This is a genomic window from Candidatus Magnetobacterium casense (genome assembly GCF_000714715.1).
In the GTDB taxonomy this organism is placed as follows: domain Bacteria; phylum Nitrospirota; class Thermodesulfovibrionia; order Thermodesulfovibrionales; family Magnetobacteriaceae; genus Magnetobacterium; species Magnetobacterium casense.
In genome coordinates, this window is sequence record NZ_JMFO01000003.1 from 171,182 (window position 1) to 187,200 (window position 16,019).

General features: G+C 47.3%; 13 protein-coding genes. 3 read left to right on the plus strand and 10 right to left on the minus strand.

Going from position 1 to position 16,019, the window contains the following annotated elements; genetic code table 11:
- The first annotated feature begins 7 nt into the window (after positions 1–7).
- Genes Mcas_RS02480 through Mcas_RS02490 form a run of 3 tightly spaced genes read left to right on the plus strand, consistent with a single transcriptional unit; the run spans position 8 to position 3,635 of the window.
- Positions 8–1,501, plus strand: a complete 1,494-nt coding sequence (locus Mcas_RS02480) for a HEAT repeat domain-containing protein (RefSeq protein WP_040333871.1) — start codon at positions 8–10, stop codon at positions 1,499–1,501.
- Positions 1,491–2,519, plus strand: a complete 1,029-nt coding sequence (locus Mcas_RS02485) for a DNA-methyltransferase (RefSeq protein ID WP_040333872.1) — start codon at positions 1,491–1,493, stop codon at positions 2,517–2,519. The genes Mcas_RS02480 and Mcas_RS02485 overlap by 11 nt, the downstream gene beginning before the upstream one ends.
- A gap of 57 nt (positions 2,520–2,576) precedes the next feature.
- Complete coding sequence (locus tag Mcas_RS02490) at positions 2,577–3,635, plus strand: Lcl C-terminal domain-containing protein (RefSeq protein WP_040333873.1); 1,059 nt, start codon at positions 2,577–2,579, stop codon at positions 3,633–3,635.
- A 306-nt stretch (positions 3,636–3,941) separates the two neighbouring features.
- Here the strand turns inward: Mcas_RS02490 and Mcas_RS16115 are convergent, their stop codons facing one another.
- The 10 genes from Mcas_RS16115 to Mcas_RS02545 all read right to left on the minus strand — a co-directional run bounded on the left by Mcas_RS16115 (position 3,942) and on the right by Mcas_RS02545 (position 15,852).
- Positions 3,942–6,224, minus strand: coding sequence for an FG-GAP-like repeat-containing protein (locus Mcas_RS16115; RefSeq protein WP_052566738.1), 2,283 nt, complete (start codon positions 6,222–6,224; stop codon positions 3,942–3,944).
- Positions 6,225–6,323: 99 nt separating this feature from the next.
- Entirely contained in the window at positions 6,324–8,198 is a 1,875-nt protein-coding gene (locus Mcas_RS02505; protein WP_040333875.1) for an Lcl C-terminal domain-containing protein, read from the minus strand.
- Positions 8,199–8,269: 71 nt separating this feature from the next.
- Positions 8,270–9,892: a reverse transcriptase domain-containing protein gene (locus tag Mcas_RS16120; protein WP_052566739.1), complete on the minus strand. Its 1,623-nt coding sequence runs from the start codon at positions 9,890–9,892 to the stop codon at positions 8,270–8,272.
- Between the two features lie 166 nt (positions 9,893–10,058).
- The gene (locus Mcas_RS02515) at positions 10,059–10,412 is read right to left on the minus strand and encodes a four helix bundle protein (RefSeq protein ID WP_162176236.1); all 354 of its coding nucleotides are present in this window, start codon (positions 10,410–10,412) and stop codon (positions 10,059–10,061) included.
- A 406-nt stretch (positions 10,413–10,818) separates the two neighbouring features.
- The gene (locus Mcas_RS16125; protein ID WP_081853549.1) at positions 10,819–11,544 is read right to left on the minus strand and encodes a ComF family protein; all 726 of its coding nucleotides are present in this window, start codon (positions 11,542–11,544) and stop codon (positions 10,819–10,821) included.
- 7 nt (positions 11,545–11,551) lie between these two features.
- Entirely contained in the window at positions 11,552–12,706 is a 1,155-nt protein-coding gene (locus tag Mcas_RS02525; RefSeq protein ID WP_162176237.1) for a radical SAM/SPASM domain-containing protein, read from the minus strand.
- A gap of 157 nt (positions 12,707–12,863) precedes the next feature.
- The gene (locus Mcas_RS02530) at positions 12,864–13,238 is read right to left on the minus strand and encodes a cyclophilin-like fold protein (RefSeq protein ID WP_040333878.1); all 375 of its coding nucleotides are present in this window, start codon (positions 13,236–13,238) and stop codon (positions 12,864–12,866) included.
- A complete protein-coding gene (locus Mcas_RS02535; RefSeq protein ID WP_040333880.1) occupies positions 13,235–14,770 on the minus strand; it encodes an anthranilate synthase component I family protein in 1,536 nt (511 codons plus the stop codon). The genes Mcas_RS02530 and Mcas_RS02535 overlap by 4 nt, the downstream gene beginning before the upstream one ends.
- Positions 14,771–14,902: 132 nt before the next feature.
- Positions 14,903–15,265 carry a hypothetical protein gene (locus Mcas_RS02540; RefSeq protein WP_040333882.1) on the minus strand — a complete coding sequence of 121 codons (363 nt, stop codon included), beginning with the start codon at positions 15,263–15,265 and terminating at the stop codon, positions 14,903–14,905.
- Positions 15,262–15,852 carry a hypothetical protein gene (locus tag Mcas_RS02545; RefSeq protein WP_040333883.1) on the minus strand — a complete coding sequence of 197 codons (591 nt, stop codon included), beginning with the start codon at positions 15,850–15,852 and terminating at the stop codon, positions 15,262–15,264. The genes Mcas_RS02540 and Mcas_RS02545 overlap by 4 nt, the downstream gene beginning before the upstream one ends.
- Positions 15,853–16,019: the final 167 nt, after the last annotated feature.

Here is a 16,019-nt window from a genome sequence, read left to right on the forward strand (position 1 = left end):
TTCAACCGTGGAAAAGAAATTGTCGAAAAAATATTGGTTAATAGTTATGACTTCCTTTAAATCAGACGAAAGTTTTCTTGAAAAAATCTCTATTGGTGCGATAGGCGCTAAGAAGGTTTTTGAATATCTTCAAAATCAAGAATTGGACCCCATTGAACTTGAAAGAGGTTCAATGAATTATAAGATTTGGAAAAAGATAAAAATTAAACGAATCAGGGTGCCTGATATCCTTTGTGTTAGGTGTGGGATTAGGATAGAATCCAGAGCAAAAACCAAACTGGAGATATCAATGTCTCATTCTCTGTCTGACCCGGAGAGGGGATGGGACTATGGCATGAAGGATAATGACTACGTCGCATTTGTGGTATGTGACAAAATTGGTGAAAGACCTATTGACTGGCAGGCTGATAATTTAATCCAGTTTGTTTCAATTAAGAATTTAAGACTAGCAGAGAAGGAAAAGATGGTCTTATATGTTAAGCCTAAAGGGTCAGAAGAAGGCTTTGAGGCCAGAATTACCTGGCCTGCTGCCACTGCTTCAGCAGATGGTATTATTAAAGAATCAACGGCTGAAAGAATACAGTATGAGCGCGAAAAGGATGGCAGAATAATAAGTCTGAAGACTTCTAAAAAAGGATTAAAGATGATCCCCCTTGTGCATACCGGGGACATTGTTCATAAGAATCAGGTGCTGGCCTCTGTTATTCCCGTTTCTATGACCTTTTCATGTGATTCAGTTGACTATAATTACTTTTTAGGTAATTTATCCAATCCGGCTCTTAGCGAGAGATATACTGCATCAAAAGCCCTTTCTTTTTTTAACAATTCTGAAGTTCAGACAAACTTGTCAAGTTTGTTAGACAATCCGGATGAACATATTTATGTAAAGCTGGAAGCGGCGGCAAGCCTCGCACGATTTGGAATAAGTCAAGGATATAATTTTATAAAAAAGTGTATCGGTAGCAGTTACCTGCAAAATGTTCTTGAATCAGTAATCGTATTAGCCGAGATTAAGACAGATACCTCATGTAAAATGCTCTGTGATATCTTAAATGATAATAATAATGATCCGGAAATACGAGCTGCTGCTGCATGGGGTATAGGCGAACTGAAAAATAAGACTGCACTCGATGCCCTTGTTAGGAGCTTCTCTGAGGTAAACGAAAATATAAAGATAGAAGCTGCCCGATCTTTGGCAAAGCTTACCAAAAACTATAGCCCTGAGATATTGAATAGTTTCACAAAATCAACTGCCATCCAAAAGCCAGGTATTGCATGGGCGTTAACTAAGTCTAACTCAATAGTCCTTGACCAGTTAATCAATGCTCTATCTGATGATGATTCAAAGCACTGGATTTCCTATATCATTGGGACACAGGGAGAGAGCAGATATATTACTGATATTGAAAAACTAAAGACAAAATATCCAGAGGTCTATTTTGCCGTTACGGTATTATGGAAGATTATGACAAGCTGGGTATATAAACTAAATGAATACTAAATATCTTTACAGAACAAAAATTGGCAGAGCGGTTGTTGGAGATTCTATGGAATTGTTAAGAAAAATTAATGACGATTCCGTTGATTTGGTCATAACATCTCCTCCTTTTGCCCTGCAAAGGCAAAAAGAATACGGTAACAGAGAGCAAAACGAATATGTGGACTGGTTGCTTTTATTTACTCAGGAAGTAAAACGTGTTATTAAAAATACGGGAAGTTTTGTTTTAGATTTAGGAGGAGCATATCAAAAAGCTAGACCCATAAGGTCATTATATAATTACCGTATTCTCATCAGGATGTGTGACGAACAAGGATGGCATTTGGCTGAGGAGTTTTTTTGGTTCAACCCGGCGAAACTGCCTTCACCTATTGAATGGGTTAATAAGAGAAAGATCCGTGTCAAAGATGCCGTTAATACCATCTGGTGGCTATCTAAAACTGATTTTCCAAAGGCTAATGTAAAAAACGTTTTAGCACCATATTCAGAAAGAATGAAAAAATTGATTGAGGACAGTGCAAGTTTCTATACACCTAAAAAACGACCTTCCGGACACGATATTAGCAGCGGTTTTGGTTTTGATAACGGCGGAGCCATACCATCAAACATGCTTCAGATTCCAAATACGGAAAGTAATTCTCAGTATTTAAGGTATTGCGCAATCATGAAAATAAAGGGACATCCAGCGCGGTTTCCTGCTAAATTACCAGAATTTTTTATCAAGTTTCTGACTGAGTCCAATGACCTTGTTCTAGATATTTTCGCAGGGTCAAACACGACTGGAGCTGTGGCAGAACAATTAAACAGGAAATGGTTGGCATTTGAAATAGATAATGCTTACTTAGCTGCTTCGGTGTTTCGTTTTCTACCATACGGGAATCCAGAAGTAATAGAACAAGTTCATAGTGTGTTAGCTAGCTCACCAGAGGCGACTATGGATTTAGACGAATTGATAGATTTAGCAGAAAAAAAGAGAATGATATCACCTTTCAATATTAATGAACCAGTTTTACCTTATTGAGCCAAAACAAATGATTTTCAAATATGAAAATCAGATACAGGAAGGAGGCATATGAGAATGATAAAACGTTTGAGTGTTATACTCCTGTTGCTGATTGTGCTGCCGATGTCTGCGGCAGCGGCGACGATAACTCTCCCGCAAACGGGGCAGACCACCAGCTACGTCGATGGCGACGGCGGGGCTATAAGGGCCGGTGTTGCGTGGCCGACCCCCCGGTTTAAGGACAACGGCAACGGCACGGTTACGGACAAACTTACGGGATTGATGTGGATGTCAAATGCCAACATGGCCGGTGGTAAGGTGACGTGGCAGGAGGCACTGAATCTCGTTGACTCGCTCAACAAGGGCGCCGCAAGGAATTACACCAACTGGCGTTTGCCAAACGTCAATGAGCTGTCAAGCCTCCTCAACGCCGAATACTCACTTGCCGCCGACTGGCTCAACACGCAGGGGTTTAAGGGCGTGCAACCATACTACTACTGGTCATCCACCTCCTATGCACCAAGGACGTCCTTTGCATGGGTCGTTGGGATGGGCAACGGCATTGTGTTCTACGATGACAAAATATTCAAAAACGCATTCTTCTGGCCAGTTCGCACGGCAGATGCAGCGGTAGTGGCCAGCCTCCCGCAAACGGGACAGACTACCAGCCTTGCCCCCGGCGATGATGGCGCACTAAAAACCGGCGCTGCATGGCCAACTCCACGCTTTAAGGACAACAGCAACGGCACCATCACCGACAATCTCACGGCCTTGATGTGGGTCAAAGATACCTCCACGCCATTAGTTGGCACATGCACGGGCGGAATCAAGGCCTGGCAAGAGGCCCTCGACTACGTGCGGTGTCTCAACGCCGGAAACTACCTGGGATACAACAACTGGAGATTGCCCAATAGCAGAGAACTTGTAAGCCTGATTGATCGCTCAATGGCCTGGCCACTTGCCCTGCCACAGGGACATCCGTTTACGTCGGCACAGTCACAATACTACTGGAGCGCCGACACGTACAGTATCTATAATCCCTACGCCTGTGTAGTCCTCCTGGCCAGCGGTGCCGTAGATTACACAAATAAAACGTACCAGTACTTTGTCTGGCCAGTACGTGCAGTACAGTAGCTTATAGCGTGTTTCGTTTGCATCCGATACAAAGAAAGGGGTGGTTTGTGGCAGGGGCAGGTGCGACCTGCTGCTGGAAAATCGTGCCCCACCCGCTCCACCCCCCTTTAGACCCCCCAGCAAGGGAGCACAGCCCCCTTGACCCCGTAAAAAATGCCACATGTTTTGTATTTAATCCAATAGAAATTTGCTATAACGACTAGAGCCTCGTGTAAAAAGGGGGCAGCGCCCCCAGGCATAAAAGGGGTCAGCGCCCCCGGCATAAAGGGGGACAGAACCCTTCCCACCTTCTTATCTTTCTTCAACCTACTGAATCTGCCACTCCGTACCGAGTACCGCCGGTAAGCCGCCAAGCGACAACTGCGTGCCATCCATGAGCCAGATGCATATCTCTCCGGTTGCGGTATTACGCCAGACTATGTCTCTCTTGCCGTCGCCATTAAAATCACCCACGCTTATGATCTGCCACTGAGGGCCGGCCTTGGCCGTCAGATCGCCGCCGGTTATGGTTGTGCCGTTCATAAGCCAAGTGTAGACCATGTCGTTTTCGGTGTTGCGCCACAGGAGATCGCTCTTGCCGTCACCGTTGAAATCGCCCACGTTGACTATCTGCCACTCCAGGCCAAGCGTCGCCGGTGAACCGCCACCCGTTATTGTGGCGCCGTCCATGAGCCAGATGTAGACCACGCCGGTTGATATGTTGCGCCACAGGATGTCGGTCTTGCCGTCACCGTTAAAATCGCTCACGCACGCAATCTGCCACTGAGTCCCAACCGTACCCGGGGAACCTCCGGCCTTACCGTTCATAAACCAGATGTAGGTCATCCCGGTTGAGGTGTTTATCCACAGGACGTCGCTGGTGTCGTCGCCGTCAAAGTCGCCTGAGCTTACCACCTGCCAGGCAGAGTCAACCGCCGATGGCTGCGACATAGACGATGGCGAGGCGCCGCTTTCTATCTCAGTACCATTCATGAACCACGTGTAGACCATTCCGTTGGAGGTATTGCGCCACATTATGTCGCTCTTGCCGTCGCCGTTGAAGTCGCCGATGCTTTCGATCTGCCATTCATGGCCAAGCGTTGCCGGTGAACCGCCGTTTGCTACCGTAGCCCCGCCCATGAGCCAGATGTAGACCATCCCGGTTGAGGTGTTACGCCAGACGATGTCCGTATTGCCATCGCCGTTGAAGTCGCCCATGCTTTCGATCTGCCACTCGTCGCCGAGCGTTGCCGGTGAACCGCCGTTTGCTATGTTGATACCGTTCATGAGCCACGTGTAGATCATGCCGTTTGACATGTTCCGCCACAGTATGTCGCTCTTGCCGTTACCGTTAAAATCCATCCTGGGGATTCTGCACAGCAGGCAGACGCCCTGGGTAAAGCTGACGGAGACGCTCCTGTTTGACGACATCGCTACGGTACACTGGTTGCCGCTTGTGGAGTCGCATCCCGTCCAGCCCCCGAACTTTGAGTCCTGCGTCGGAGTTGCGGTCAGGGTAACGGACGTCCCGCTGGCGTAGGTTGTCGTGCCGGTGTTTTCGTTCCAGGTTAGGGTGCCCGTTGAGGCGGTCACCGTGCCGGTGCCGGTCTTCGTGACGGTGAGAGTGTATAAATTTGGTGTCGGCGTTGAAGTTACAGTAAATGCTTGGATGAGATTGTTTAAGACGTCTGATACATAGACGTTACCGGAGCTGTCCACTGCTACGCTAAATGGCATGGCAAACTTACCATTACCCGTACCGCTTCCACCCCACTGAGTCTTAAAAACCCCGCTTGAGTCAAACTTTTGGATAAGGTTGTTTAAGGAATCAGCCACGTAGACATCACCGGAGCTGTCAACTGCTATACCAGTGGGGTTGTTAAACTTTCCGTTGCCTGCGCCGCTGCCGCCCCATTGGATGCTGAAAGTGCCGCTTGAGTCAAACTTCTGGACGAGGTTGTTTAAGGTGTCTACCACGTAAACATTGCCTATAGTGTCAGTTGCTACACCATATGGGGCATTAAACTTGCCGTTACCTGTACCACTTCCACCCCATTGTGTTATGAAAGTGTTGCCATAGTCAAACTTCTGGATGAGGTTGTTTAAGGTGTCTGCCACATAAATATAGCCGTTGACGGCCACTGTCACGCCAAATGGTGTGTTAAACGTTCCGTTGCCTGTGCCGCTGCCACCCCATTGGCTCTTGAAAACGCCGTTTGAGTCAAACCTCTGGATGAGGTTGTTGCCGGCGTCAGTCGTGTAAACATAACCACCAAGGTCCACCGTTATACCAACTGGAGAGTTAAACATCCCATAGCCAGTGCCGCTTCCGCCCCATTGGCTATTGAAACCGCCGTTTGAGTCAAACTTCTGGATGAGGTTGTTCAAGGAATCTGCCACGTAGACGTTGCCGGATTTGTCCACTGCCACACCATATGCCAGACCAAACGTCCCGTTACCCGTGCCATTTCCGCCCCACTGGGTCTTGAATTGATAGTCCTCAGCGTACAGGTTGCCTGTACTCAAACAGAGGACAAGGGCAAACGCCACCATAAAACCCTTGAATACAAACCTTTTATACAAGACCATTGAACTCGTGTCTTTTTTCATTAAACCCCTCACTAAGTGACTTTAATTATCAAATATCGAAAAAATTAAATTCGACAGGGGCTTCGCCCCTGTACCCCAAATAACCAAATAACCAAATGATCAATGTCCCAAGCGCACTGGCCATACGCTGTTGTCGTTGTAGACGTAGACGTTGCTGTACACGTGGCCGTCGTACGTGTTGGCGTACCACGCGTAGGATGTACTGTTAGCATTGGGAGTAGATGACCAGTAGTAGTCTGTCTGCACATTAAACCCCTGATCGTTAAGCCAGGACATCATATTAACTGCATAACCTTTACCTTCACTGTCCATGTTACAATAGTCCCACCAATAATTTGAAAGAACAGTTGGCAACCAACTGATATCGCCAGTTTTATTGCATATACCTGCCAACTGCTGAATGCTTGGCACCTGCCAGTCGCTATGCCCCTTGTATTTAGCATTGTTCAGACATTTCACAAAGTCCTGGGTTTGACTCCATTCCATATAATTATAACCATTGGTTAAACTACCATATGAACTACAGGAAGACACAATAGGTGCCGAATTCTGCGACCACATCAGGCCGGTAACGGAGTCGGTCATCGTACCATCGCCGTTATCCGTAAAGCGCTTGCCACCTGGAGTTGGTGTGGGAGTCGGTGTAGGGGTTGGAGTGGGTGAATTTACTACATTGAACGTATAAGTACTACTTAATTCGCCAACTGTGCCATCTGCATAAATAGGAAGTACATTCCAACTATATTTTCCTTGAGCAAAATTATCAACCTCGTATGAGCAAGAAGATTTCCATCCTCCCGTGTTGTTTGATGTACAAAAGTCTTTTACATTTACTGTTAGTTGACCTTTTGAAGTTATAGTAAGATAATATTTCGTAGCCCCAGGAAAATTTGTATTCCATTGGAAAGTAATCTTGGTCGAAGTACCATTAGCAGGGATATTATCTTTTAAAGGGTACACGAGTGTAGGAGCAAAGTCGCAGGTTGGGCCAGATATAAAGTCCTTAATCGCAAACAAAAACATCCAATTACAACGTGCATCGAAATAAGAATATTTCTCCTTACCGACACAGACATCGTGATTAAGACAAGCCTGCGTGTATATATTCACACCACGATTAGGAATACTATCCAAATCCCATATGGATGCAGGTATACATCCCTTGCCACAACGCCCCATACATTTATCTCCGCCAAATAACGTAGCTTCAGTTATAGTATCATTAGCATCTGAAGGCGGTTGAAATACCGTGTTTAAAATTGCGGCTATATCTGAGACGCCACCTGAAACATATCCAACATTTACAAGGATAGCTATTAGGTACGGCGGAATTGAGCAGATGTTTCCACCCACCTTTGTATATGTCGCATCTTGTGTAAGGTCTGTTTTACTAAAAACACTGCACAGATTAGCGCTTCCTGTAAATAAAGAAAAACTAAATCCACACCAGGGCAGGACTTGTGGTGTCTCTGACCTCGTTGTAAGGTTGACGATCTCAAGGATATTTAACGGCAGATTGCTTGGCCAACTGTCCATAAGGTTTAAAGTGCGCACCAACTTATCCTCTACAAGTGTCGAACCTCTTAGTCCACTTGCCACCACGTGCAGTGCCTTATTTACAAGGACGTTGTCTTCTTCCGTGAGCATCGCTACTGGATTGTTGCTATCATAAGCGCTGATATGGAAATCACCTTCTTTGCTTCCATAGCCGATTCTTACGTTTATCTGTTTGTCGTTCAATAGCAGGTTTATATCGATTACCTCATCTGCCCGTCCATTCACGGCTGAAAACCTGACTCCAGGCTTTTGGGTGTCTTTGGTCTTACCAACGTCAATTGTGTAGCCCTCTATCTTATCCTCCGTATATGTGGAGACAGCCAACCGTGTTAATGTCTCCTCGGCAGACACGATACCCAAAAGAAAAACCGTGCAAAGCACCACAGCTACTCCTACCACCCTTATGACTTTAAACATACAACCCTCCATTTTAATCCTTAACACGTAATACGTGTCTCATAGTTAAATATCCTCTTCAGAGTAAACACTCACATCGTCTCTATGCGACATACCGGAAGTCGCTCCTTTATCCTGCTTACATAATCGCCCGTCTCCTTCACGATTAACACCGACCTGGTCCTTACCTGCATCAGTCGTCTCAAAAAAACACCCTCGTGTCTCATCGGAAATCCATACTTCACCCCCTTATTGTTCTCCTTCATCCTTGTCAGGTTTAGAACCTCTCTTATCTCGGAGACAGGCTCCTCATAAAACTCATAGAAACACCCTACCTGAAAAAAAAGTACCGAGTCCCTAAACATACCACTGTAGTATATATACTGCATCTTTGATGTCTTAAAATGAGTCGCAAATCTATAGCGTGGGACTATACACTCGTTATCAAATGAGAAATACTCATTAAGAAAGCTGTATCGCTTGAGTATGTCGCTCCTTAGATTATACGTATCGGCCCACTTTAAGTGTCCAAAGTACGATGCAAGCACGCTACGCATGCTCTCAAGTATATCGTAGGCGTATATGAATCGTCTCATCCCGTTTACTTCTATAAGAAGCTGTTTCTCATAGTCATCAAGCCTCGTCTTTAGATTATTCACAACACGCCTCCTCACAAGTGTATATTCACGCCGAATTATGTAACCAAGGAAATTTATACCGTTAATCACCGGATATACGGAATTGTATTTTTCGTTTAAGGCAAGAGATAGCCGGCCCTCGATAAACATTCGTATCTTTTCCTTGACCTCGTCAAGCCACTGTTTGGACGTATGGAGTATTAAAAAGTCGTCGCAATATCGGACATAGTATCTACACTTGAGGGTATGTTTTACATACTGGTCAAGTTCGTTTAGGTACACGTTTGCAAAGAACTGACTTGTCAGGTTACCCACCGGTAGACCACGGTTGTCAGGGGCATTGAATAGGCTCTTGTGTATAGGCAAGTGTTTCAGGAGCCTCCTGTTGCCCTTTATCAGACAGTTCTGTGTAGGGTTATGTTGAATAACTACAGATGACAGGTAGAGTAGGGTTTCGTCCCTTACCTTCCTCTGCAACAGACTGTATAGGATACCCTTTTCAATTGTCATAAAGAAGTTCTTTATATCCATATGCAGGTAGTACAGCTTCTGTTTACCGTTATCGCTTCCCTTCCTTATAAATGATTTAACCCTTTGGACTGCCCCGTGTATTCCCTTATGTTTTCTACACGCATAGGAGTCGTAGATGAATACCGGTTCGTAGATTGCCTCAAGTCTCTCCACAAGCGCATGATGCACGATCCTATCCCTAAAGTCAGAGGCGATAACTTCCCGCATCTTAGGCCTTTCTAATACGAAACAGACAGTGCGAGAGGGACTATATGCCATTGTCGTTAGCTCCTCCGAAAGGTCGAACAACCTTTCTTCGGCGTTTATCTCAAACCTCAACGCATTTATTGTGTTTCGCTTATTGCGTCTACACTTTAGGTAACAACCGTAGAGGTTCTCAAAAGAAAAAAGAGGTTCTAACCACTCTCCCAAGCGCACTGGCCATACGCTGTTGTTGTTGTTGACGTTGTTGTTGCTGTTCACGTTGCCGTCGTTCATGTTGGCGTTCCACGCGTTGGATGTATTGTTAGCATTGGGAGTAGATGACCAGTAGTTGTTTGTCTGCACATTAGCACATCCTCTTGTGTGTCTTTCATCAGGTAATCCTCTTCGGTATGCCTGACTACCTGCTTATGCCTATAAGGCGGGATGGGCGCACAGTGGTTATCTATGCTCGCCCGACTCTCTGTTTCAGCCGTTGCTTTACAGCGGAAAAGAAAAGTCAGCTCTGGCATTATTTCTTACCTCTTACCGATTTCAACCAACCCTCGCACTGTCTGCTTAGTGATATTACGTCTTCTATGAGACGCTTAAAGGCATTAAAATTCTTAAATACTCTTATCTCCTTGCCCAGTCTGAGTATTACCCTCAGCTCCTCAACTGTATCCCTGAGTTTCGCAAGGGTGTCTGTTTTGTCTGTCTCTGAATTGGCTCGTATTATTAATCGTATAACCATACGGGATAGCTCCCTCATCTCTGAACCTATACTGTATTTGTTATACCTTGAAAATCCCCTGACAATATTGTCGATATATATTGACATGTCAAATGCTGTCTTGTATATTGGGAGGTGCTCATACTGTGCCATTGCAAACTCCCCTATCTGCTGACATCTCAATTCGGACATAGTCACAGGCATTGCGCCATCCTTTCTTGTCTACGGCAACGCATCCCTCACAAGTCCGCAAAGGCTCCCTTATTAAAAAATATATGTTGACAAAATAAAATGGAAGAAGTAGACTTACTTGTGACTTGTGACTTGTGACTTGTGACTTGTGACTTGTGACTTGTGACTTGTGACTTGTGACTTGTGACTAACGGTAAGCCCCTCTGAATGCTGCCCCGCTACACCCTCTGTTGTCTTGCACTCATACATACGACAGACTATCATAACTGGAAATGATTTGTCAACATATTTTTATGCACCCCAAAACAGAGGCAAGGGGGTGCTACCAGGACAATCGCATTGGAAACGTTCATGAATTGTTAATAGTTTACCTTACAGCCCTTGCCAGAACTGCCACATAGACCTCTTTGGCCCCGGCATCCAGCAAGACTTTGGTGCATTCGTTGACGGTTGCACCGGTGGTCAGGACGTCGTCAACGAGCAGTATGCGCTTGCCCCTGACATCCCTTGAGACCTCAAAGGCCCCCTTGAGCGCATGAAGGCGCTCCTCCCTGGACAAATGCACCTGATGCCCCGTCTCCCGAATCTTTAAGGCAGCATCATCCGCAACAGCGATACCAAACTCCCCTGAAAGACGGTGCGCCAAGAGTAGTGTCTGATTAAATCCTCGCTCTATGAGCCTCTGCTTTGTCACCGGAATTGCCGTTATCAAGTCAACTTTTGGTATGGGCAGTGAACAGATAAGGTCGCCCAATGGCCCTGCAAGGCGCTTGATGGGGGAAAACTTGTACCTGATGATGGCTTCCCTTAAAACGCCCTCATAGACCCCAAAGGCAAACGCTGCCCTGTACAAGGGTCGCACATCCCTACAGTCTTGACACATGACGTCGGAGTCGTCGTCTGAAGACTCGGCAAGTGGTCTGCAACAGACACTACAGTGCTTGCCCGTTATAGGCCTGAGCGTTGACCAGCACATGCTACAGATAGGGGCAGTTCTGATGCTGTCGGAGGGCTGCAAGCACATTGGACAACTCTGCGGAAACAAAAGGCCGGCAAGCCAGTTGAGAAACCTATGGATAGCCCCGGAACTCATTTTTCATTCACTGCGGGCAGGTGCCACAGAGGATGCTGTTGTTGGTTGAGAACATGCTGCAACGAAGTTCAGTATATGCCGTGCCATACCAGATGCCTCCAATGTCTCCTTCCAGGGCATTGCCCATGCTGAAGACCTCCGGGTGCATCCGTATGCAGCATGGTGTGACGAAGCCATCGCAGGAGATAAAGCATCCAAAAAATGGCCACCAACACACCCCTCGTCTGCGCTGTGAGCCGCCATACGTAACCGCTATCCCGGACCTGGCAAGCCTGGCACTGTATGCCCTTACCTGCGCTATGATCTCACCCTCAACCTCTAAAGATTTGGCCACAAATGCGGACATCGATTCAAACCCCTCCTGCCCTGCTATGTACCAGTTCTCCACAAACTGGATATGCAGTTGATCGGGTGAGGCCTCGGTTACAAAGTCGTACAGCAACGCGAGCTTATCAACGTTGTCACCGACGACGACAAAGTTAAAGACCACCCTGGGGACTCCCGACGTCCGGACACTCAACGCTGGTGCGATCTCCGTGAGATACCGCCGCCTGATGTCTCGTTGTCCCTGCGTGTCTATGGAGACGATCAGTTTGTCGAGGTGTTTCAGGAGACCTCCTTCGATGTTACGCCGCAGGGCAGAGGTGTTGGTCGTTATCGATGTGTTGATTCCCCTGTCTTTGCTCAACCTGAGCATTTCGATGAGTGCGGGATTTAGGGTGGGTTCGCCAAGTCCCTGGAGTTGCAGGCGCTTTACGGTTGGAAAACGGGTGATCAGTCGTTCAAAGTCGTCAAAGGACATGTTTCGGTTTCTCCTGCCATCGGGCAGGGTGTCCCTGCTGCATGAAGGGCAGGTGTAGGTACACTTTGTCGTCGGCTCTGCCTGGATGAAGAACGGCTCCCAGAATACGTCGTTATACAGTGCCTCATGCGTGTATCCGGCAACACCTGAGATGGCGTCTCTGGCCACCTGCCAATCAAACGTGGCAAGTACGATGCCGTCAAAGCTGACCTCCCTGAGCTTGCTCACCGGTGCAACCGTGTAATCGCAGAGCGTCTGCCCGTGTCGCTGCCGGTCGGCATCCACGACAGCGGCAATCTCAACACCACGCACCCTGGCTGCATCCAGGACGTGCCGCGCAATCCCCAACGAACCGTACACGGCAACCTTCATGGTAGCAAAAGAAAGAAGGGGGCGGCTCTGCCCCCCCTCAGACCCTGCAAGGGGAGGGGTGAGGCACCCCGACCATGAAGAAGTCCTCTTGACCCCTTCCTGCGAAACCTTTTACCATGCTTTTTTAAGAGGATACCCAAAATCGTTATATGACTGATATCTTAACGCTGATGGTGCCGGCGAGTTTTTTAAGTGGCTCCGAAGTGTCTATCAGTTTTCCGATGGGGTTGACCTTGGATGCGGCGCGGGGTTCATCGCCTATGCTTACCGGGGTGGGGCCAAAAAAGATGCAGAGCGCATTGCCAACCGGCCAGACCGCAAGCTCGCCCACCTCCATGACCTCCTTTGCGTCCCCTGCGATATCAACGTTGATACCACAATCGCCGTAGTACTCATCGCCCCAGCGCTCCATCCTTACCTCAAGTGGCAAGAGCATGCGGAAGGTGTCCGCCGTTTTGCTGTTGTTCAGTTCGGCCTTTAGTTTCACTTCTCCGGTTGACAATAGTATACTGTTACTCATAGACTACCTCCAGTGTAGAGAATCTTTAATGTTTTTATTAAGGCTTCTGCCTTGCTGAGTGTTTCGTAGTACTCTCTTTCGGGGTCTGAGTCTGCTACGATCCCGGCCCCTGCCTGAACGTAAGCATAACCGTCCTTGACTACAAAGCTGCGTATGATGATGTTGATATCCATGTTTTGAGCAAAACCGATATACCCCACAGATCCCGTGTATGGGCCGCGGGCAACCGGTTCGAGTTCGTCTATTATCTGCATACAGCGCACCTTGGGCACCCCCGTGATAGTCCCCCCGGGAAAGACGGCCCTGATTACGTCTATGCAGTCCTTGCCGCTGTTGAGGACACCCCTGACGTTTGATACGATGTGTATTACGTGCGAGTAGTCCTCCGTGATCATCAGCTCATCCACGCCGACCGTGCCATACCTGCATACCCTTCCCAGGTCGTTGCGTTCCAGGTCAATGAGCATGATGTGTTCGGCGCGTTCCTTTTCGTTGAGCAACAGGGCGCTGCGCTGCGCCTCATCCTCACCAACGTCCTTGCCACGTGGTCTCGTCCCGGCAATGGGACGCGTATCGACAACCAACACACCGTCGCTTTCGGCCATGACCCTGACCAACCTCTCCGGGGAAGAGCTGACTATCTGGTAGTCACCAAAGTCCAGGAAACACGCAAACGGCGACGGATTCACCCTTGACAGCAGGGTGTATATCTGCCAGGGGTCCGTATCCCCGATGCGTGCGGATAGCCTCTGCGAAAGGTTGGCCTGAAAGATGTCTCCGGCTCCTATGTACTCCAGCGTCCTTCCGACCATACCCATGTAGCGTTCTTTTGTTGTTTCGTGAATGATCTCAATTGTCCTGTGGCACTCAGGGGCAGGTTTTATGGTGTCAGTTGAGGCAACATCGGATAGTTTGCCCTCCAAAAAGGACGCCATGTTATTGATGAAGTCTGCCGTTTCATCATACTGGCGGCTCCAGTCGATCTTGGCTGCGTTAAAGACGGGACCGTCTTGCCTGATGCCAGGACAGACGATCAACCACGCCATCTCCCTGACGTGGTCTACCGCTATGAGCCTGTCTATCATGAAGAAGTGCAGCAGGGGGATGTTCAGGTCGTCTATGGCCGTGTTGGGGATGTCCTCGATGCACCGCACCAGGTCGTAACTAAGCAACCCCACTGCGCCTCCCTGAAACGGCGGCAGAGTGTCTGATATGCGCTGCTTGTAGCCGCCGATAAGCTCCCTGAGTTTGGTCAGCGGGTCCTTTGACGACAGGCTCCTTTTGCCGTCCTTCTGTACTTCTACCAGAGAGCCTTTTGCCTTGACCGTCATGTATGGCTCAAAGCCGATGAAGGAATACCTCGCCGTATTGACTGACCCGCGCACGCTCTCAAGGATAAAGGAGTTCTTCTGTCTCAAGGCAGCATAGTACAGCGATGGCCGTCTATAGGTCAGTTCCCTGTAAAGGGCAGGGATAGAGCCATTCGTCACGGCGGCCAGGAATGCGGGCTTGTCAGGATATATGGTCTTCATTCCAAGAATTAAGAAAGAAGGGAGGCGGCTCCGCCCCCCTTTAGCCCCCCCCGCAAGGGGAGGGGTGAGGCACCCCCGCCACAAAGAAGTCCCCTTGACCCCATTATGGCTTGTCCACGGCACATGTTTATTTTATCGCGGATTGTCACTGCTTTTCTTGAAGAATAGACTTGCTATAACCTTTGTCAGCAAAAAGTTCAAAGGTATAAGTAATAAAATGATCAACATGGCTATAAAAATTAACACTAAAGTGGCAGTGGCATAATCAGGGAATGTATGTTTAAAAGGCTCTGGTGTATATCTACCGGAATAAATGATGATCAAGGTTATTATTATTACAATTATAATGCTTATAATATTAAGAGTTATAAAGATTATTTTTTTTGAACGTGCCCTCTCTTTATCCGGATCATTATCCTTAAAGATTTTAAATACCCACGAGAAGATATCTACAAACATCTCAAATAGAAAACCGATTCCCTCAACTATAGTCATTGCCCTAGCTCCTGCTCATTTCCCGCTATAATTGCGATTTTCTGTGGTGTAAGGTCGTAGAGTTGGTAGACAAGCTGGTCTATAAGGATATAGTCATAGGTCTTAAACCACTGTCTGGCCTCAAGGGAGAGTGTATTGAGCCTCATCTTTTTACCTTCTTTACCTGATACGACAACTTTAAGGACGTTGGTTCCGGAGTTTCCAAAGAACCAGATGATATATCTGTCAAGGACCTGACCTTTAACAAACTCTCTTGTTATTCGTTCGATATTGGTCTTTGGAAGTCTTTCATCCCTGAGCTGCACGAAAAAGAAAAGGAGCTGTGAGGTCTCTCCTCTGCTAAGACAGACAGGACGAATCTCATTCCGATCAGCAAACTTTGGGTGTTCGGCTACAAGACGCAATATCTCAACGCCAAACAGATTGCGTTGATCCTGATGTGGAAACACGCTGTCCCAGTATCCGGTGGCAACAGACAACTCCGTGTACTTGTTTGACGTAAGCAGATCAGTCAAACAGGTCTTTAGTTGAAATTGAAATGTTGAGTTGTCAAGTATCTTGGCAAGTATTTGGGGATTGGCTGTCATACTATAATGTTGTCCTCTGTCAGTTCTGATAAAATCTTACACCTCACTTTATCATAAAACTCAGGATGTTGTCAATGGTCAAATTCAGAGAACCAAACGCCGTGTTTACACAATTAAAAAAAATCGTGATATTATATAATCTCGAGTTTTCGAAAAACATGCAACCA

Excerpts from the sequence above, each read along its gene's own strand:
- Mcas_RS02485 (WP_040333872.1), top strand. The coding sequence starts at position 1,491 with ATGAATACTAAATATCTTTACAGAACAAAAATTGGCAGAGCGGTTGTT.
- Mcas_RS02490 (WP_040333873.1), top strand. The coding sequence starts at position 2,577 with ATGATAAAACGTTTGAGTGTTATACTCCTGTTGCTGATTGTGCTGCCG.
- Mcas_RS16115 (WP_052566738.1), bottom strand. The coding sequence starts at position 6,224 with ATGAAAAAAGACACGAGTTCAATGGTCTTGTATAAAAGGTTTGTATTC.
- Mcas_RS02505 (WP_040333875.1), bottom strand. The coding sequence starts at position 8,198 with ATGTTTAAAGTCATAAGGGTGGTAGGAGTAGCTGTGGTGCTTTGCACG.
- Mcas_RS02515 (WP_162176236.1), bottom strand. The coding sequence starts at position 10,412 with ATGGCACAGTATGAGCACCTCCCAATATACAAGACAGCATTTGACATG.
- Mcas_RS16125 (WP_081853549.1), bottom strand. The coding sequence starts at position 11,544 with ATGAGTTCCGGGGCTATCCATAGGTTTCTCAACTGGCTTGCCGGCCTT.
- Mcas_RS02530 (WP_040333878.1), bottom strand. The coding sequence starts at position 13,238 with ATGAGTAACAGTATACTATTGTCAACCGGAGAAGTGAAACTAAAGGCC.
- Mcas_RS02535 (WP_040333880.1), bottom strand. The coding sequence starts at position 14,770 with ATGAAGACCATATATCCTGACAAGCCCGCATTCCTGGCCGCCGTGACG.
- Mcas_RS02540 (WP_040333882.1), bottom strand. The coding sequence starts at position 15,265 with ATGACTATAGTTGAGGGAATCGGTTTTCTATTTGAGATGTTTGTAGAT.
- Mcas_RS02545 (WP_040333883.1), bottom strand. The coding sequence starts at position 15,852 with ATGACAGCCAATCCCCAAATACTTGCCAAGATACTTGACAACTCAACA.